Genomic DNA, 16989 nt, shown 5'->3' with positions numbered 1-16989 from the left:
TCAGGGGCGTCGGGCGATCCAGACTAGGTGACGGCGGCCGCGTTCCCCGGCGGCCCGAACGCTGTGGCGTTTGACCTGGAAGCGGGCCTTTTTGAGGCGGCGCGAGAAGGCCTGATCGTCGGAGACCGACCACACACCCAGGATGCCCCCGGGGGTCAGGGCGTGGAAGGCGCGCTCCAGGCCTTTTTCGCCGTAGAGCCCTTCGTTGGCCTGGGCGGTCAGGGCCTCGGGGCCGTTGTCGACATCTAGGAGGATGGCGTCCAGGCGCGTCTCCTGACGGGCGATGTGGCGGGTGACGTCGCCCTGAAGCAGGGTGACGCGGGGATCGTCGAGGGGGTTGCCGGCCAGATGGGCCAGGGGGCCGCGGTTCCAGGCGACGACCTCTTCGACGAGTTCACTGATGATGACGTCGGCGTCGGGGCCCAGGCCGTCGAGGGCGGCGCGCAGGGTAAAGCCCATGCCCAGCCCCCCGATGAGCACCCGGGGGCGTTTGCGGGCGGCGATGGGGGCGGTGCCCAGCTCTCCTAAGGCGTCTTCGGAGCCGTGGGCCCGGGAGGTCATCAGCTCCACGCCGTTGGCGCGCAGGACCAGTTCCTGATCGCGTTGTTGGAGGCTGAGGGTGCCGCCGTCGGGCAGCGTGGTGGTGTCCAGGGTGATCCAGGGTTTCATAGGGGAGCGCTCGTGCAGTGAGGGGAAACAAGAAGGTAAGCCGCGCCAGCCTTGCTAGCGCGTGTCGCGGCGCCTGTCATCTCTAGAGAGCGGCGCCGCGCTCCCCCTGGCTGGCGAGGGCTGGGCGTTCAGGCGCCGCTGCCCAGGTCGCGCAGGCGCGTCTCAAAGGCGCTCCAGGACGCGCCCTCCTCAAGCCAGGTGTGCAGCCTGGTCAGGGGGAGCTCCGCCGGGGCCACGGCCTGGGCGGCGGGGGAGAGCCAGATCTGGCCGGCCAGCAGCGCTTCGAGGTCGGCGTCGCATTCGCAGGCCAACCAGGCGCCGGCCAGCTCGGCGCGCACCTTGCGGGAGCGATCCGGGGGAGAGAGCTCGGGCAGGGCGTTGAGCAGGGCGGTGACCGGGGCGCATTGGGCCGGGGGCGCTTGCTCGGTGGCCCTGGCGAGCACGGCGGGCCCGGGGGCCTGCACCTTGGTGGCCGCCGGGGACAGGGGGACCGCAAAGAGCAGGGATTCGCCCGTGTGCGGGGCCAGGATCTCGGCGATGGACTGCATGCGCGCGGCGGAGGTCGGGCCGCTCAGGCGGATGGCTCCCGGGGCGCCTTCCCGGCTGGCGATGCGCTCCTGGAGGGCTTTTTTGAAGGCGTCGAGGTCGTCGCCGTAGTCGTGGCCGCCGAGCTGGAGGGTGTCGTCGCTGAGCGCGATCAGAAACCCTGGCGAGCGGGTGGCCGGGGAGACGCCCTCGATGCCGGCGAAGACGGTTTTGGCCGGGAGGGGGCGCGCGGCGTCGATCCAGCTCTGGACGCGGTCGACTGAGGCGGCGTCGCAGGTCCAGTCGTTGGAGGGGAAGGCGACCGGGCCGGGGGCAGCCTCGGCGGCTGCGGGCGCTTCGGGCGCCTGGTAGGGGGTGAGTTCGGTGGTGGTCTGGGCCGGGCTCGAGGTGTCGGTGCTCTCGCAGGCGGTGCCCAGGGTCAGGGTGCTCAACAGAAGAAGGGCGGAGAGGGGATGGCGAGTGCGGCGCATGGGAATCCTTAAGGGTGGCGAGGGCCGTTGGTGCCGGGTTCGACGCCCTGGCGAGCAGAGTATTCAGCGGACGCGTCGCCTTCTGCCTGGTGAATCCCCGGGCTTCAGGGGATGGGGGGCGATTCGCCGGCCGAAAGAGGCCCCGGAGGTGGTCCGGAACCCGTGTGGGGGCGCCAACGCCGTTTTGATATACCCCAAAGGGGGTGTTTAGGGGTTCGGTCGCCCTTCGCGAAAGGGCGGGGTGGGGTGTTTAGGGGTTCGGTCGCCCTTCGCGAAAGGGCGGGGTGGGGTGTTTAGGGGTTCGGTCGCCCTTCGCGAAAGGGCGGGGTGGGGTGTCGAGGGGGTCGGTTGCCTTTCGCGAAAGGGCGGGGTGGGGTGTTTAGGGGTTCGGTCGCCCTTCGCGAAAGGGCGGGGTGGGGTGTCGAGGGGGTCGGTCGTCGTTCGCGAAAGGGCGGGGTGGGGTGTTTAGGGGTTCGGTCGTCGTTCGCGAAAGGGCGGGGTGGGGTGTCGAGGGGGGGCGTTGACTCCCCGGAGGTCGGAACAAGGATCCGGGGCGGCCAGCCACCGCCAGGGTGGTCGGGCCGGGAGACGACGTTGTTGCCGAGGAGCCAGGAGATGGAACGAGGATGGAGGTGGGCAACAGCCGCGCTGCTGGGAGTGGGGGCGATGTGGCTGGTGAGTTGTGCGACGGGCGCCGGGTCCGGGAGTTCGGTGGAGGCGGTCCGGGAGCTCGATCTGGAGCGTTATGCCGGGCGCTGGTACGAGGTGGCGTCGGTGCCGCTGCGGGCGCAACGCGGTTGCGTGGGCACCACCGCCACCTACACGTTGCGCGAGGACGGCGATGTGAAGGTGGAGAACCGCTGCTTCCGCGACTCCTTTGAGGGCCGGGAGTCGGGCATCACCGGGCGGGCCTGGAGCGCCGGAGAGGCCGAGGCGGGCAAGCTCTACGTGCGTTTTTTCTGGCCTTTGAGGAGCGCGTACTGGGTGGTGGCCCTGGACCCGGGGTATCGCTGGGCGGCGGTGTCGGGGCCGGAGCGCAAGAACCTGTGGATCTTGAGTCGGGAGCCCTGTATGGCGCAGGATGCGTTTGAGGCGATTGTGCGCGATCTGCAAGCCCGCGGGTTTCCGGTCGAGAGGTTGCGCGCCACGCCGCAGCGCGATGCTCATGGCGAGCGTTGCGTGGTGTCCTTGTGAGCCCGTGCCGAGTGCGGTCTGAGCTGATGTCCGGGAGTGTGAGCGATGATGAAGGTCTGGATGGGGATTGGGGTGCTGATCGCGGCCGTGGTGGTGGGGTGTGCGCCGGTGCCGGTGTACGAGATTCCGCCGGATCCCGGTGTCAGCCCGGCCGATCAGGAGGTGGAGGCGCAGTCCCTGGAAGTGGAGGCGCGCCGCCGACGCTGCAAGAGTGGGGAGCAGGAGTGCAGCGGGCGCTGTGTGGACGTGCGCTCCGACGCCTTTCATTGCGGGGGCTGCGGCCAGGTCTGCGGGCCCCGGGGGTTTTGCAGTGACGGGGTCTGTCAGCACTTCGTGGAGGATTAAGGCGCTGGTTTAGCCCTGAATAAACTCCGGCCAGCTCGGGAGCCAGCCGATGTGATGCACGCCCCAGAGGCCGATGAGGATGGCCTCGGCGGCGTCGTGGCGCAGGCTGGTGGGGCGAGTGGCCCGGGACCAGGTGATGACCTCTCGGGCCAGGTCGTCGGCGGCGGCTTTGGCGTCGGCGCCGCTGCGTCGCTTGCGGCTGAGCAGGAGCTCGCCGCGCCAGGTTTCGGGGGCGACCTGGACCTGGCGAGCGCCCTGGCGGGTGGCGGGCTTGCCCCAGATTTCGGCCAGCTGACGATCGCCCTCCATGACCACCCATTCTAAGGGTCCTTCCTGGCGCAGGACCGACCAGGCCGCGTCGCGCAGGCGGCGCGCCGAGCCGAAGTTGGTGGAGCGGTAGCGCAGCAGGTGGCCGCTGCGGTCGTAGGTCGCAAACCCACAGCGAAGGCCCAGATCGATGGCGAGTAGATACGGGGGCATGGTCTTGAACTCCTGAAAAGGCGTTTACCCTTTTGGGCCTCATGACGATGCGCGATGACGCGGGCTTACTCAAGGGTCGGATCGATAAGGAGCAGCGATGGGTTGGAAGCGATGGGGCCGTGTGAGCGGGGGGCTGGTGTTGGCCACGGCGTTGGTCGGTGCACTCGGGGTGACGCTGGCCCGGGGAAAGCCCGCGCAGGCACAACAGTCTCTGGCGGAATCCGGCGCGGAGGGAGGCCCGCTGGCTCGGCGCACCGAGCCCGAGAAGGCCGCGGAGGTCAGGCTTCAGGCCTTCAATGAGCGTCGGCGTCAGCGTCAGATCAAGGGGATGGGGGTCTTGCTGGGGTGGTCGGCGCTGAACCTGGGGGCCGGGGCGATCGGGTATGCGCAGACCACGGGGCGCTGGCGTTATTTTCACCAGATGAACGCCGCTTGGAATGTGGTCAACGCGGCGATCGCCGGCGCGGGGCTGTGGGGAGCGCTGAGCGAGGAGAGCGGGCGTTACGACACGGTAGATACGCTGAAGAAGGCCGGGGCGTTGGAGCGGGTGTTGGCGCTCAACATCGGCCTGAACGTGGCGTATATGGCCGGGGGGGCCTACCTGTGGGAGCGTGGCCGCCGGCTCGACGATGAGCGCTTGCCGGGCTACGGGCCCTCGCTGATCGTTCAGGGAGCCTTTCTGCTCGTCTTCGACAGCACACTCCTGGCGTTGCAGCGGCGATCGTCGGCGCGGCTTTTGGACGATCTCCGGGTGGGCGTGGGGCCGGCGCAGGGGGCCGGGCTCCGCGTGATGGGCCGGTTTTAGGGTGCCCGGGTGTCGGGCAGCGCAGTGGACATGAGATTCGGGCAGAAGTCGCCCGGGAGTGATGCGATGATCAAGGGAATGGAGAAGCATGCGTTGGATATGGAGCAGGTGCATCGGCGCCTCTCTGGCGAGCTTTTTAACGCCGCCTGGGATTTGATTCTTAAAGAGGAGCGCAGCCCGCAGGAGGACGAGGCGATGTACCTGCGGGCGGTGGCCTCGCTCTACCACTGGAGCGAGCGCGAGGAGTTTGGCGCCAAGGAGCATTCGGTGGGCTGCTGGCAGATCTCGCGGGTGGCCGCGCTGCTGGGCTGGGCCGAGGAGGCCCGGCGCTGGGCGGAGCGCGCGCTGGCGTTGGCCGAGGCGCTGCGCGGTGACGACGCGGCCTTCTTTGTGGGATTTGGGTACGAGGCTCTGGCGCGCGCGTTGCTCGTCAGCGGCGATCGCCGCGGCGCAGAGCGCGCGCGGGAAGAGGCCCGGGCCCGGGCGGCATCGCTGGCTTCCGAGGAGCTGCGCGCGGCGTTGCAGGGCGATTTGGATACGCTGGAGCTATGAGCAATCGGTGTGCTCGGCGGAGATTGGCTGCCGGGGAGCGAGAACGACGGTGGATGAGCAAAAGGAGCGTGAGATGCGCGTGAAAGGTTGGGGCGTTGTACTGAGTGTGTGCCTGCTGGGGTGGATGGGGTGTGAGCCGGCCAGTGATGCGCCGAGCCCCGGGGCGCAGGCGGCCGAAGAGATGCTCGTGGAGGAGCCTGGCGAGCGCGATCAGGAAGAGGCCCTGATGGCCCCGACGCCCGAGGTGGAGGGGCCGGCCGGCGAACTCGCTGCGAAGGTGTACGAGGCCCACGGTGGCCCGCGCTGGCCCCAGGTCAAAGAGCTGGGCTTTCGTTTTGTGGTCAAAGCTGGCGAGGAGGAGCGTTTTGCGGCCACCCACGACTGGAAGGTCTGGGATGGCGAGGATCGGGTGCAGTGGACCGATAACGAGGGCCAGGCCTGGGATGTGACGGTTGATCTGGCCAGCCGGGAGGCCTCGGAGGCGACCCTCGATGGGACGCCGGTCGAAGGGGAGCCTCTCAAAGCGGCCGGGGAGGCCGCCTATCAGCGTTGGGTCAACGACGCCTACTGGTTGCTGATGCCGATCAAGGTCTTCGATCCCGGGGTGAGTTTGGAGTACGGCGGGGAGGTTGGCGAGGAGGGCCAGCGCCGGCAGGTGCTGGAGCTGAGTTTTGAGGGCGTGGGGCTCACCCCCGGCGATCGCTACGAGGTGCAGGTGGACCCGCAGACCGGAGAGGTGCGGGCCTGGACCATGCATCTTCAGGGGGATCGCCCGCCATCCACCGTGCTCTGGGGGGGCTATGAGGAGCTCGGCCCGCTGCGCCTGCCCCTGGAGCGCACCTGGGAGGGTGGCGAGCGCCAGATCGTCTTCGATACCCTGCGGGTGCAATGACGCGTACCGAAAGGCGTTGAGACAATCGACCACATCGCCTGCGCTGCCCGGGGCGTTTAGAGCTTGTCGAGGTTGAATTGGGTTTCAGTCACGAAGACAAGCGAGGTAGGCATGCGGAATTCGGTGGTTGTTGCGGGAGCGGGCATTGGCGGGTTGAGCCTGGCGCATTGCCTGGCTGAGGAGGGGGTGGCGGTGCAGGTGCTGGAGCGCTTTGAAGAGGTGCGGGAGGTGGGCGCCGGCATCTTGCTGGGGCCCAACGCCTCGTCGGTGCTCTACCGTCGGGGGTTGGGGGAGGCGTTGGAGCGGGTCAGCGCCCCGATGACCAAGGTGGGGATCGGCTCCAACCGTGGCGAGCTCTTTGTGACCCGTGAGCTTAAGTCGGAGGAGTGGCCGGGGCCCTTTCGCATGATTCACCGGGCGGCGCTTCAGGCCACGCTCTACGACGCGGCGCAGGGGGCTCCCGAGGTTGAGGTGCATCTGGGCGCGGCGGTCCAGGGGTTTGAGTCGGTGGCGGAGCAGGGGGTGCGCGTGCTGCGGGGCGGCGGCACCGGGCTCGAGGGCGTGGCGCTGATCGGGTGTGACGGTTTGAATTCGGCGGTGCGTCGGCAGCTGCATCCGGCAGAGCCTGCCCCGCGTTACCTGGGATACACCTGCTGGCGGGGCATCACCGAGCCCTTTGAGCATCCGGGGTTTGAGCACGGCGCGCTCTGGGAGCTCCAGGGCCACGGGCTGCGGGTGGGCGTCTCCTACGTCGATGAGTCTCGCGTGTACTGGTGGGCGACGGCCAACGCCGCGGAGGGGGGCCGAGATGGGGAGGATGTGCGCGCCGAACTGGTGGCGCGGTATCGGGATTTTCCGGACTATTTTTTGGCGATGGTGGAGGGGACTCAGGCTGCGCATATTTTGCGCAACGACATCTACGACCGTCCGCCTCGCCAGGATTGGGGGCGTGGCGTGGTGACCTTGCTGGGAGACGCGGCGCACCCGATGGCTCCCAACCTGGGGCAGGGGGCCTGTTCGGCCATTGAAGATGCCGCGTTGCTCGCTGCTCGTCTGGGAGAGGTGCTCAAACGGGGGGGCGCGAGTGACGAGGAGGTCAGTGCTGCGCTGCGCCGCTATGAAGGGGAACGGGTTGAGCGCACGGCGATGTTGCAGAAGCGCTCAAGGCAGCTCGGGGTGGTCGGGCAGTGGTCGAGCGCGCCGGCGGTGTGGCTGCGCGAGGCGGCGATGCGTAGGGCGCCGGTGTCGGTGCTGGAGGAGCAGCAGGCCGTGATCTGGGGGTATGAGGCGGGCTGAGGCAGGCGCGCCCGGGCGCCGTGCCCCTTGATGGGGGCGCGCCTTCACGGGGCTCGGGAGTCGGCTCCCGAGCCCCTTTTCAAGTCTCAGACTTTGGAGAAGCCGCCTTCGAGCGCCGAGTCCACGATGGCATCGAGTTGCGACTCGCTGGCGTGTTCGGGGGCGTCTTCATCGATCTCGACCATCGGGGTGGGCAGGCCGAGTTCGGTGGCCGAGTAGACGGCCTCGTACTTGATGGCGCTGGCCACGTCGGCGCGCACATGCTCGCAGAGCAGGCGGACGGCGCGCTCCACGGTGGTCTTGCCCAGCGAGGTGATCTCGACGTTGCCCGACTGCACCGTGAGGATGCCGCTTAAGTTGGGGTCGGACTCCAGCACGGTGTAGACCTCGTCGCCCAGGGCCTGGCGAGCGACTTCCACCAGGCGGTTGAGCACGGTGGTCCAGGCGCGCAGTTCTTCGGGGGTGCTGTGGCGATCGTCGAGGATGTCCAGTCCCACCGGGAGGTTCCACAGGCGGTCCATGTATTTCTGGACCCAGGGGCCGCGCAGCACGCGCCCGTGTTGCGGGGCGATGATCTCGACGGCCGGGGAGAGTTCGCGGATTTTTTTGAGGGCGTAGCGCACCGCGCCCTGGGTGGGCATGTAGATCTGGTGGAAGGCGCGCATCCCGGCCCAGTCGGATTCGTCGACGTAGAGCCCTTCGGCGTTTTTATCGGTCAGGCTGCCGAAGAGGTCGCCGGTAAAGAGCACCCGGGTGGTGGGATCGTAGAGCATCATCGCGCCCACAAAGTGGCAGAAGGGGCTGGGCACCGGGCGCACCACGTCGCCGGTGGGCAGCTTGATGCCGCGCGGGAAGCGCTCCAACGCCACGAAGCGCTCGCGGGGCACGTTGTAGTACTGGATCAGCCGCCAGGTATCTTCGGTGCACAAGACGTGGGCGTTGGGGGTATGGCGTCCCAGGAGCACACCGACGGAGGAGCCCACGTCGGGGTCCTGATGGTTGATGAAGATCGAGCTGAGTCGGTTCACGCTGCCGATGACGCGACCGACCTTGGCCTGCACCACGCTGAAGTCTTTGGTGGAGCCCGGATCGATGATCAGGTTGAAGTCTTCGCTGCCGTTTTTGCCGGGGAAATGGCGCAGGAAGGGGTTGGCGTAAAAGATCTCATTGGGCGGGCGCTTTCCGACCCAGTAGGTGTTCGGGGCGATCTCGACGGGTTCGGTGACCAGATTGGGAGAGTCGGACATGGCGGGCTCGTGGGAGTTGAGGAAAGAGGCGATGGCGCTGGTCTGATTGGTGCGGGCCGGGCGAGCGGTGTGCGGGGTGTGGGAGGGGCGGATTTTTGCCAGCCAGGCTTCGAGCTCGTCGGCGAAGGCGGCGGCCGATTCGGGCCTGCCGGCGCGCTCCCGGGCCAGGGCCCGGTCCAGGAGGGCTTCGAGTTCGGGGGCCGAGCGTGGCTCACCATCGATGAGCAGGTCGCCCAGGGCATCGTGAGGCTCGCTCATCAGGCGGTGGGCCACAGCCAGCGGAGAGCGTCCGGGGAAGGGGAAGCGCCCGGTCAGCGCGTAGTACAGGGTCACGCCTGCCGAGAAGAGGTCGGCGCGCACGTCGATGTCTTCACTGCGCCATTGCTCCGGCGGCATGTAGTAGGGCGTGCCCACCACGGCGTGCTGCGCGGTGAGCTTCTGAGAGGCCTCCACGTCTTTGACCAGGCCGAAGTCGAGCAGGCGCGCGGTGCCGCTGACGCGATCGACCATGATGTTATCGGCTTTGACGTCGCGGTGGAGCATGCCCTGCTGGTGGGCGTGCTCCAGGCCACGCAGGATGCCGATCAGATAGCTGACGGCCTGGTCGGCCGGCAGGCGCTTGCGCTCGCTGATGATGGCTTCCAGGCAGTCGCCGTCGACGTACTCCATGACCAGGTAATAGAAGTCATCGTGCTGGTCGGCGGTGATCACGCCCACGATGTTGGGGTGCTTCAGGCGAGTGGCGTGGCGGGCCTCCTGGAAGAAGCGGCGGGTGAGCTGCTCGTTTCCGACCCACTCCGGATGGAGGACTTTGAGGGCAAACTCCCGCTCCAGGATTTTATGGCGAGCCAGGTAGACCTGGCCGGCCGCGCCTTCGCCGAGTTTACGAATCACCTGATACTGGCCTACGGCGCTGCCGGGGGGGAGCGTGTCATTCTTCACAACGATCTACCTTTGTATTCTGGGGTTCACAGTAGGGGGAGGCGTCCACGTCCAGCCCCCCGTAGGTGCGGGGACGCCTTTCCGATGCGGCTGTATAGCAGGATGCGTACCAAGGCATCGGAAAACACAAAAAGTTAAGTTAGGCGAAGATTTGTTCGGGGTTGGGCCGCTGTCGGGAGGCGTCTGGAGGTGGAAGGTTTGCGCACATTTTGCGCAATATTCGTGCAGGCGTACAATTTTGCGCCGGTCTGGGTTTCCGGTGATCAGAGGTTCAAGGGTTGAGGAGGGGGAAGGGTTAAGGTGAGGTTTTACAGGGGTTTAGGTGGGTGACGGGGCGCGCGGTAGCCGGGCGATAACAGGCGTTGCGGCGCCAAATCCGGAGGGCGGGCGCATATTTTAGTCGTGTCAGAGCGCCAGGCCGGTGGGGGGCGCTCGTTCTGCGTAGCGGTCGGTGCCTGAAGAGCGCGACCTTTTTGGGCAGGGCGCCACGGCGGAGCTCGCCGGGTAGGGTCCGCAGGCCTTGTGGGGAGTGCCGGGAGGTTGGCGGCGGTGCGGGAGGGCTTTTTCGCGGCGGGTGCTTGCCGCCGAGGCGGCCTTCCCCAACACTGAGGCGGTCGGCGCCTCCCCGTTTCAGACGAGGTGGGGCGTGGCACGGACGATGACTTTTAGATCAGGATGGGAAGCTATGCAGAAGAAGGTGAGCTCCAGGTGCTCCGTGGCGTGCCGGTTGTCTGTGGTGCTGGTGTGGCTCGTTGCTGTGTTCGTGCTCGTGGGCTGTGAACGTGAGCAGGCTGAGGCGGTGAGTGTTGTGGAGCCGGCCCCGAGTCCGGGCGCTGAGGAGGGAGAGGAGGCGCGGCATCAGGAGGCCCATGCCCATGATGAGGGGCATCTGGGGGCTCATATGTACGAGATCGGTCGACGGTACGCGGCGGTCTGGTACGCGGGGAAAGCCGGCAACGCGGCGATGGTCGACTACCAGATTCACGAGATCGAGGAGGTGATCGAAGAGCTCCGCGCGGTCCGTCCGGTTGAGGAGGGCGTGGACGTGGTGGACTTCTTTGAGCGCGGCGTGCTCCCGGGGCTGGAGAGGCTGGAGGAGGCCGTGGACGCCGGCGATCAGGCGATCTTTGAGCGGGAGTACGCCGCGGTGTTTGCGCAGTGCAATGCCTGTCATACCGCCACCAAGCACGGGTTCATCACGGTGGGGCGCCCCGAGTACAACCCCTATCCCAACCTGAAGATGGGGCCGAAAATCGGGGAAGTGCATTAAGGGGTAAGTGCTCGGAATGGCGCGGGTTTGCAGACGGGGAAGTCCGGGGAGCCCGGGGGGAGGCGCGAGGAGGGGGCAGGAGGAGCCCTTGTCTGAGCGGCTGTGGGGCTTATCTCCTGAGCATCAGACGCGGGGCCGGTCGCTGAGGATGCCGGGGCCCGCGACGTCTCTAACGCTGATTCAACTTTTTCCAGTGAGGTCGCCTTCATGAACATTCAGGTCAACACCGATAGCAGCATTCAGGGCGATGAGCGTCTCGAAGAGATCGTGGACACCATTGTCAGCAACCGGATTGAGCGTTTTCGCCACGACGTGACCCGCGTTGAGGTTCATCTGCGCGATGAAAACGCCCAGAAGGGAGGCGCAGACGATAAGCACTGCACCATGGAAGCCCGGGTCGAAGGGCTTTCGCCGCTGGCGGTGTCTCATAACGCCGATGAGTTGCGGGCGGCGATCACCGGGGCGGCGCGCAAGCTGGAGCACGCGCTCGACAGTGCGCTGGGCAAGCGTAAGGAGCATCGTTGAGCGCCAGGCGCTTGAGCGTCTGGTAGTGCGGAAGGTTCGCCAGAGAGTTCAGGGAGGCCAACCCGTCAGGGTTGGCCTCTTTTTGTTCTGGCGAGCGGGCGTGGCGGTGGTGGAGGCTGCGGGGGCCGGGGGCGTCTTGCGGGTTTGCGTCCGCGGCAATGCACATATCTTCCAGGGGGAGGATGGCGAAGGCCTGTGTTTCGGTGCGCGGTGGTGGGTGGCAAGCGCGGTGTGGAGCACGATCACGATCGCTTAAGGAGCATGTTATGGACACCTATCCCCGGTTGAGCGCGCTTCGGCTGCGCGTGCGTCACCTGGCGCCCCTGTTGCGTTTTTATAAGGAGGTGGTGGGGTTGGCGGCCGAGCACCAGTCGGAGGCCGGGCAGGTTGCGCTGGGGGGGGAGGGGGCGTCGCCGATACTAAAGTTTGAGGAGGCGCCCGACGCTCCGGAGCGGCCGGAGCACTCGGCGGGGCTCTTTCATCTGGCGTTGCGGGTTCCCGATCGAGGCGCGCTCGGGGGCGTGCTGCAGCGCATTGAAGAGGCCGGGTATCGTCTGTGGGGAGCCTCGGATCACCGGGTGAGCGAGGCGTTGTACCTTCGGGATCCCGGAGGGCACGGGCTGGAGATTTACCGCGATCGGCCCGAAGAGGAGTGGCCGGTGGGGAGCGATGGCCGGGTGCAGATGGAGACGCTGGCGCTGGATCTGGAGGCGCTGCGGGGGGAGGCCAACGCGGGTGAGGCTGGCGAGGCCCCCGAGATTGAGCTGGGGCATGTGCATCTGGAGGTCAGCGATCTGGCGGCGATGCAGCGGTTCTGTGAGGTGGTGCTCGGGATGAAGGAGCGGGCGCGCCAGCCGGACGCGATCTTTTTAGCGTGGGGAGGCTATCACCATCATATCGCCGCCAACGTCTGGCGTCGGTGTCGCCTGCCGGCTCGGCCCGATGCGCTGGGGCTGGCGGCGATCTGCGTGGCCTGGGAGACGCGGGCGGAGGTGGAGGCCGCGCTGCAGCGGGCCGCCGGGGAACATGCGCTGGGCGTGGAGGCGCAACTGAGTCAGGGCCGGGTGATCGGGCCCGACGGGATTCGCTGGGAGTTGGCGTCGGGCGCCCGATAAGGGCACGCTCCGGGGCGTGGTGAAAGCAGCAAGAACACAAAAAGGCCAACCCGAGGTGGGTTGGCCTTTTTGAAAGTCGGGGCGAGAGGATTTGAACCTCCGACCCCTTGCTCCCGAAGCAAGTGCGCTACCAGGCTGCGCTACGCCCCGACAAGGCGTTGTTCGGCAGGTCGGCCGAACGAGGACTGTATATAGGGGCGAGTTGGCGAGGTGTCAACCCTGTCGTACGCAAGAAATGAAGTTTTCGGTGGGGAGGGCGGCAAAGAGGCGGGTGTCGGGCTCGTGTGGGGGGCATATCTGGGGCCCGGCCCTCGGCGTTCAGCTGCGTTTGGAGCGTCCGAAGTCGCGGGCGAGTCGAAATCCGGTGCCCACCGAGGTCGCGTCGGGAGGGCGCACCTCGCGGGAGGCCAGCCGGCAGTTCTCGGCGCTGGAGAACCAGGAGCCGCCGCGGTAGGCGCGGGCGCCGGGATCGCCCTCACCGGGTTCGCCCTCGGCGAGGATGTCCGCGCACCAGTCGCGGACATTGCCGGCGGCCCCGCGCAATCCGTAGGGGCTGGTATCGTCTGGGAAGGCGTCGATCGGGGCCGGAGTTCGCTCGGGGGAATGGAGCATCTTGCACCAGGTCGGGTCCAGGTAGTCACCCCAGGGGTAGAAGCGCCCATCGACGCCCCGGGCGGCCTTCTCCCACTCGGCTTCGGTGGGCAGGCGCCAGGGCTGGCGGGTGCGGGCGGCCTCCCAGGCGGCAAAGGCCCGGGCGTCGTTCCAGCTGATGTGGGTGACCGGCCAGCGGGCGACGTCGTCGGGTTGGTGGCGGTGGAGGCAGTAGCCCCCGTGGGGCGCCAGTTCGTAGAGGGGCACACCATCGGAGGTGTCGCTCTGCAGGGAGCCGCGCGGGCGCCGGGCTTCGGCTTCGTGGTCCAGATTTTTTTCGACCAGGGCGTTGAGGAAGTCCAGGTATTGTGCGTGGGTGACCGGGTGGCGTCGAATCACAAAGCCCTCGACCCAGCGGGCTTTGCGGGGAGGGCTGGTGGCTACCAGCGGGTCGCCTCCCTGCCAGAAGTAGCCGGGCGGGACGTAGATTTCGTCGTCGTGGAGTTCGTCGGTGAAGGGAAGCTCGATCTGGCGAGGACGCGTGGCGCCGGGGGCCTGGCCGGTCCATCGGCCCTGGCGCTCGATGACCACCGGGTAGCGCACCTGCTGGCGCCCGGCGGCGTTGAGTGTGATGAGGTAGCTGCCCATGGCCAGCTCCACATCGACCAGGGGAGTGAACCCCAAAAAGCGTTTGAGTCCGGGGATCAGGCGGCGATCTTTTTGTACGTAGCGGAAGATCTCCACGCGGGCGCCGGGCGGGTCGGTCCAGATGTTAAGCTGTCCGTGGCCGGTGAGGTAGTCGTCGAAGCGCCCGGTGTTGTGGGCGCGGATGAAGACTTCCATGGAGGTGGCGCGGGCCAGGTCGCGCTCGAGTTCGGCGCGGGCGTGGTCGCGCTGGTAGATGCCGGCCAGGCGATCGTGGGCTTCGGCCAGCTCCGGGACGTGGGCCAGGGCCGATTCCAGGTGGCGGATGGCCTGGGCGCGCACCGCGCCGCCCTGCCGATCTAGAAAGTAGGCTTCTTCTTCGAGTTCCCAGGCGGCACGTTTTTCTTCGACCGGGGCGGTGGGGCGGAGTTGGTCGAGGCGCTGGCGGGCCTCCCGGCGCAGTTCATCGGCGCGTTGGCCGATGGCGTGGTGGCGTGGCAGGAGCTCGTCGGCCTGGGCTACCAGGTGCAGGGCCTGCTGGCGGCGGTTGGCGCCGTCGCGCCAGTCGCTGATGACCCGGGCCAGCTCGGCGGCGTCGGCCGGGCGGTGCTCGGCCTCGGGAGACATCGCGCGCAGGCAGAGGTCGATGAGCTCGGTGGGGGCGCCGAGCGCGGTGCCCGGGGTGCGATCCACGCCATTCATGACCTGGAGGATGATCGCCGAGGCGTTGGTGCCCTCAAAGGGGGAATGGCCGTCGAGGACGTTAAACAGGATCGCGCCCAGGGAGTAGACGTCGCTGGCCGGTCCCAGACGGTCGTGTTCGCCGCGGGCCTGCTCCGGCGACATGAAGGCCGGGGTCCCCACGATGCTGCCCTCATGGGTCTCGAAGCTGGCGTCGCGGTGGCGATCGGTGGTGACCGGGGCTTGGGCAAACTCCTGGGCGTGGTCGGGCTCGTGTCCGCATACCTTGGCCAGGCCCCAGTCCAGCACCTGCACCTCGCCATAGTCTCCGACCATGATGTTGGAGGGTTTTAAGTCGCGGTGCAGGATGCCCCGGGAGTGCGCGTAGGCGATGGGCTCGCAGACGCGCAAAAAGATGCTGATCAGGGAGCGAAAGGTCCGGTCCCAGTCGCGTTGCTGGGGGGGGAGTTCGGCGTACTCCTGATGACGCTCGGCGATGACCTGCGAGAGGGTGCGGCCGCGGACCTCACGCATGGCAAAGAAGATGCGGCCGTCGTCGAGCTGCCCGAGTTCATGCACCGGGACGATGCCCGGGTGATCGAGCTGGGAGGTGAGTTGGGCCTCATCGACAAAGCGTGCCAGGGCGGTGGGGTCGTCGAGGCGGTCGGGCCGGATGACCTTGAGCACCAGCCGGCGGTTGAGGCGGGGGTCGCGCACCCGGTAGATCTCGCCACTGCCGCCGCGGCCGAGCATGCCCATATTGATGTAGCGCCCCAGGGGTTGCCCCACGCGCAGCGGAGCGATGTGGGTGGCCGAGCAGGATGAGGCCCGGCGCTGAAAAGGAGAGGTCAGCGCGGGCACCCGAGGGTTGGTGGGGGCGGGGGCCTGGGTCAGCGTTTCATGGCTAGATCGCGGCGAAACCTGACGTGCGTCATGATCGGACATGCGGTCGTACCACAGCAGGAGAGTGTCGAGATGGGGGAGGCCGGCAAGGGCGGCCTGGTTCCTGTCGGAAGAGGCGTCACTGTAGATCATCGGATGCGTGCTTGCACGTGGCCTGTGGCCTCGACCGAATCGCCTCGGTATGCCACCCTTGCGCGGTTGCCGCGCCGCTGGCCGGCCCTATCGCTGAACCGTCCACGGCGCCCGACCGGGCGCGGAATTGCAGGAGTGATGATGATTGAGACTCTTCAGGTCACCAAAGACCAGGGCATTCTGGAGATTGCCTTCAACCGACCCGAGCGTAAAAACGCCCTGACGCTGGCCATGTACGACGAGGCCGCGCGGGCGCTGAGCGAGGCCAACGACGATAAGGACGTGCGCTGCGTGGTGTTACGCGGGCTGGGAGGGCATTTCTCCAGCGGCAACGATCTTCGGGACTTCATGAGCGATCCGCCGGTCAATGAGGATAGCCCGGTGTTTCGTTTTTTGCTCGCGCTGCGTCGCTCCTTCCATCCGGTGATCGCCGCGGTAGAGGGCTATGCCATCGGGATCGGGACGACGATGCTGCTGCATTGTGACCTGGTCTACGCGCATAAAGACACGCGTTTCCGGCTGCCCTTTGTGGAGCTGGGCCTGGTGCCGGAGGCCGGCTCCAGCCTGCTTCTCTCCCAGATGGCCGGGCATCGCCTGGCGGCGGAACTCCTCTATCTGGGCGACTTCTTTGACGTGGAGATGGCGTCGCGCTGCGGGATCATCAACGAGGTGGTCGAGGACGATGTGAGCGCGCGGGCCCTCCAGGTGGCCGGGACGCTGGCTCAGAAGTCGCCGCAGGCGCTGCGCCTGACCAAGTCGCTTTTGCGTCGGGGGGATGAGGCCCAGGTGTTGGAGGCGATGCGTGCCGAGGCGGCGATCTTTGCCGCGCGTCTGAGCTCGCCGGATTTCGCCCAGGCGGTGGCGAAGTTCATGGGTAAGTGAGGCGAAGAGGGGCGCGGCTCGCCGTAAAAAAACCGGGAGGCCCGGCGTGAATACGCCGGGCCTCCCGGGATCTGGCGGACGCCCGAGGGCGTCCGCGTTTAAAGTGCGCGAGCATCAGTATTGCTCAGGCGCGCCGGTCTCTGAGGGGCTGGTGTTGCCCGGCTGAGAGTCGGCCGGGGCGTTCATATCCATCGACTTTTGCAGCTTATCAATGGATTTTTCGATGTCTTTCTCGAAGTCCTCGGTGGATTTGCGGACCTCTTCGGCGGCCGCGGCGACTTCATCGCTGCCCTCGGTGGCGCGGCGATCGGCTTCCTCGCGAATTTGATCCATGCCCTCCTGGATCTTCATCCAGCCGTCCTGCAGGGGATCCTCTCCGGAGGGACCACCGCCATAGGGCTCGGTGGATCCGGACTCGGTGGATCCGGACTCGGTGGAACCGGCGTCGCCTCCGGCCGGTTGTTGCTGGTTGTCGGTGGCGGCGCCGGAGGTGTCGGAGGACGTGGGTTTGCTGCCCGGCTGCTCTTCGACAGGCCCGCTACCGTAGGGGTTTTCGGCCGGTTGGCCGGAGGGCGCCGGCGTGGTCATGTCTTTCTTGTCGGAGGAGGTCTGATCGCAGGCGGCCAGCGAAAGGCCACCGGCAAGAAGGAGCGCCATCAGGGCGCGATGAATCGAAGTTGAGCGCATGATGATACCTCGTGGCTCGGGTCTGTTGCGCGGCCCGATCGGTTCGTCGTGCTGCTCGTGGCTCGATCCCGGCGTGCGCCGCGCGTCTCTAGATAAAAGTAGGGGCGAGCGTGCGGCCAC

General features: G+C 67.4%; 16 protein-coding genes and 1 tRNA gene. 10 read left to right on the top strand and 7 right to left on the bottom strand.

Translation table 11 applies throughout. From position 1 onward, the window contains the following. On the bottom strand, positions 1-669 hold the full coding sequence (locus tag DL240_RS10875) for a polyamine aminopropyltransferase (protein WP_111729918.1): 669 nt from the start codon (positions 667-669) through the stop codon (positions 1-3). A 128-nt stretch (positions 670-797) separates the two neighbouring features. Further along, a complete protein-coding gene (locus tag DL240_RS10870) occupies positions 798-1685 on the bottom strand; it encodes a hypothetical protein (protein ID WP_111729917.1) in 888 nt (295 codons plus the stop codon). Positions 1686-2300: 615 nt separating this feature from the next. On the opposite strand from DL240_RS10870, the gene DL240_RS10865 reads away from it, so the two are divergent. Together DL240_RS10865 and DL240_RS10860 are read left to right on the top strand one after the other, a co-directional pair. Next, positions 2301-2879, top strand: a complete 579-nt coding sequence (locus tag DL240_RS10865) for a lipocalin family protein (RefSeq protein WP_111729916.1) — start codon at positions 2301-2303, stop codon at positions 2877-2879. 45 nt (positions 2880-2924) lie between these two features. Continuing rightward, positions 2925-3224 carry a hypothetical protein gene (locus DL240_RS10860; RefSeq protein ID WP_111729915.1) on the top strand — a complete coding sequence of 100 codons (300 nt, stop codon included), beginning with the start codon at positions 2925-2927 and terminating at the stop codon, positions 3222-3224. A gap of 9 nt (positions 3225-3233) precedes the next feature. On the opposite strand, the gene DL240_RS10855 is transcribed toward DL240_RS10860, so the two are convergent. Next, positions 3234-3704: a hypothetical protein gene (locus DL240_RS10855; RefSeq protein ID WP_111729914.1), complete on the bottom strand. Its 471-nt coding sequence runs from the start codon at positions 3702-3704 to the stop codon at positions 3234-3236. A gap of 97 nt (positions 3705-3801) precedes the next feature. On the opposite strand from DL240_RS10855, the gene DL240_RS10850 reads away from it, so the two are divergent. The 4 genes from DL240_RS10850 to DL240_RS10835 all read left to right on the top strand — a co-directional run bounded on the left by DL240_RS10850 (position 3802) and on the right by DL240_RS10835 (position 7249). Then, entirely contained in the window at positions 3802-4509 is a 708-nt protein-coding gene (locus tag DL240_RS10850) for a DUF6992 family protein (protein WP_111729913.1), read from the top strand. 66 nt (positions 4510-4575) lie between these two features. Further along, the gene (locus tag DL240_RS10845; protein ID WP_111729912.1) at positions 4576-5061 is read left to right on the top strand and encodes a hypothetical protein; all 486 of its coding nucleotides are present in this window, start codon (positions 4576-4578) and stop codon (positions 5059-5061) included. Positions 5062-5134: 73 nt separating this feature from the next. Further along, positions 5135-5953: a hypothetical protein gene (locus DL240_RS10840; protein WP_111729911.1), complete on the top strand. Its 819-nt coding sequence runs from the start codon at positions 5135-5137 to the stop codon at positions 5951-5953. Between the two features lie 111 nt (positions 5954-6064). Beyond that, positions 6065-7249: an FAD-dependent monooxygenase gene (locus DL240_RS10835; protein WP_111729910.1), complete on the top strand. Its 1185-nt coding sequence runs from the start codon at positions 6065-6067 to the stop codon at positions 7247-7249. 86 nt (positions 7250-7335) lie between these two features. Here the strand turns inward: DL240_RS10835 and DL240_RS10830 are convergent, their stop codons facing one another. Further along, complete coding sequence (locus tag DL240_RS10830) at positions 7336-9438, bottom strand: protein kinase domain-containing protein (RefSeq protein WP_111729909.1); 2103 nt, start codon at positions 9436-9438, stop codon at positions 7336-7338. Positions 9439-10123: 685 nt separating this feature from the next. Between DL240_RS10830 and DL240_RS10825 the strand changes: the two genes are divergently transcribed. The 3 genes from DL240_RS10825 (at position 10124) to DL240_RS10815 (ending at position 12348) form a co-directional block, all read left to right on the top strand. Beyond that, positions 10124-10708 (top strand): hypothetical protein, encoded by a 585-nt coding sequence (locus DL240_RS10825; RefSeq protein ID WP_146618244.1) that lies wholly within the window; start codon positions 10124-10126, stop codon positions 10706-10708. Between the two features lie 207 nt (positions 10709-10915). Further along, positions 10916-11233, top strand: coding sequence for an HPF/RaiA family ribosome-associated protein (locus tag DL240_RS10820; protein WP_111729907.1), 318 nt, complete (start codon positions 10916-10918; stop codon positions 11231-11233). Positions 11234-11499: 266 nt separating this feature from the next. Further along, positions 11500-12348: a VOC family protein gene (locus DL240_RS10815; RefSeq protein WP_158542490.1), complete on the top strand. Its 849-nt coding sequence runs from the start codon at positions 11500-11502 to the stop codon at positions 12346-12348. Between the two features lie 76 nt (positions 12349-12424). Here DL240_RS10815 and DL240_RS10810 read toward each other — a convergent pair. Both DL240_RS10810 and DL240_RS10805 read right to left on the bottom strand, forming a co-directional pair. Next, positions 12425-12498 (bottom strand) — tRNA-Pro (locus tag DL240_RS10810). A gap of 168 nt (positions 12499-12666) precedes the next feature. After that, positions 12667-15210, bottom strand: a complete 2544-nt coding sequence (locus DL240_RS10805) for a bifunctional serine/threonine-protein kinase/formylglycine-generating enzyme family protein (RefSeq protein ID WP_158542489.1) — start codon at positions 15208-15210, stop codon at positions 12667-12669. 231 nt (positions 15211-15441) lie between these two features. Here DL240_RS10805 and DL240_RS10800 point away from each other — a divergent pair, with 231 nt between their 5' ends. Then, positions 15442-16182, top strand: coding sequence for an enoyl-CoA hydratase (locus tag DL240_RS10800; protein ID WP_111729904.1), 741 nt, complete (start codon positions 15442-15444; stop codon positions 16180-16182). A gap of 114 nt (positions 16183-16296) precedes the next feature. Here DL240_RS10800 and DL240_RS10795 read toward each other — a convergent pair whose 3' ends face one another. Further along, positions 16297-16869, bottom strand: coding sequence for a hypothetical protein (locus tag DL240_RS10795; protein ID WP_111729903.1), 573 nt, complete (start codon positions 16867-16869; stop codon positions 16297-16299). Positions 16870-16989: the final 120 nt, after the last annotated feature.

Source organism: Lujinxingia litoralis (assembly GCF_003260125.1).
Taxonomy (GTDB): Bacteria; Myxococcota_A; Bradymonadia; order Bradymonadales; family Bradymonadaceae; genus Lujinxingia; species Lujinxingia litoralis.
Note: the sequence above shows the minus strand (reverse complement) of the source record. Positions and strands in the feature narration are given on the sequence as shown.

Excerpts from the sequence above, each read along its gene's own strand:
- DL240_RS10875 (WP_111729918.1), bottom strand. The coding sequence starts at position 669 with ATGAAACCCTGGATCACCCTGGACACCACCACGCTGCCCGACGGCGGC.
- DL240_RS10870 (WP_111729917.1), bottom strand. The coding sequence starts at position 1,685 with ATGCGCCGCACTCGCCATCCCCTCTCCGCCCTTCTTCTGTTGAGCACC.
- DL240_RS10865 (WP_111729916.1), top strand. The coding sequence starts at position 2,301 with ATGGAACGAGGATGGAGGTGGGCAACAGCCGCGCTGCTGGGAGTGGGG.
- DL240_RS10860 (WP_111729915.1), top strand. The coding sequence starts at position 2,925 with ATGATGAAGGTCTGGATGGGGATTGGGGTGCTGATCGCGGCCGTGGTG.
- DL240_RS10855 (WP_111729914.1), bottom strand. The coding sequence starts at position 3,704 with ATGCCCCCGTATCTACTCGCCATCGATCTGGGCCTTCGCTGTGGGTTT.
- DL240_RS10850 (WP_111729913.1), top strand. The coding sequence starts at position 3,802 with ATGGGTTGGAAGCGATGGGGCCGTGTGAGCGGGGGGCTGGTGTTGGCC.
- DL240_RS10845 (WP_111729912.1), top strand. The coding sequence starts at position 4,576 with ATGATCAAGGGAATGGAGAAGCATGCGTTGGATATGGAGCAGGTGCAT.
- DL240_RS10840 (WP_111729911.1), top strand. The coding sequence starts at position 5,135 with ATGCGCGTGAAAGGTTGGGGCGTTGTACTGAGTGTGTGCCTGCTGGGG.
- DL240_RS10835 (WP_111729910.1), top strand. The coding sequence starts at position 6,065 with ATGCGGAATTCGGTGGTTGTTGCGGGAGCGGGCATTGGCGGGTTGAGC.
- DL240_RS10825 (WP_146618244.1), top strand. The coding sequence starts at position 10,124 with ATGCAGAAGAAGGTGAGCTCCAGGTGCTCCGTGGCGTGCCGGTTGTCT.
- DL240_RS10820 (WP_111729907.1), top strand. The coding sequence starts at position 10,916 with ATGAACATTCAGGTCAACACCGATAGCAGCATTCAGGGCGATGAGCGT.
- DL240_RS10815 (WP_158542490.1), top strand. The coding sequence starts at position 11,500 with ATGGACACCTATCCCCGGTTGAGCGCGCTTCGGCTGCGCGTGCGTCAC.
- DL240_RS10805 (WP_158542489.1), bottom strand. The coding sequence starts at position 15,210 with ATGTCCGATCATGACGCACGTCAGGTTTCGCCGCGATCTAGCCATGAA.
- DL240_RS10800 (WP_111729904.1), top strand. The coding sequence starts at position 15,442 with ATGATTGAGACTCTTCAGGTCACCAAAGACCAGGGCATTCTGGAGATT.
- DL240_RS10795 (WP_111729903.1), bottom strand. The coding sequence starts at position 16,869 with ATGCGCTCAACTTCGATTCATCGCGCCCTGATGGCGCTCCTTCTTGCC.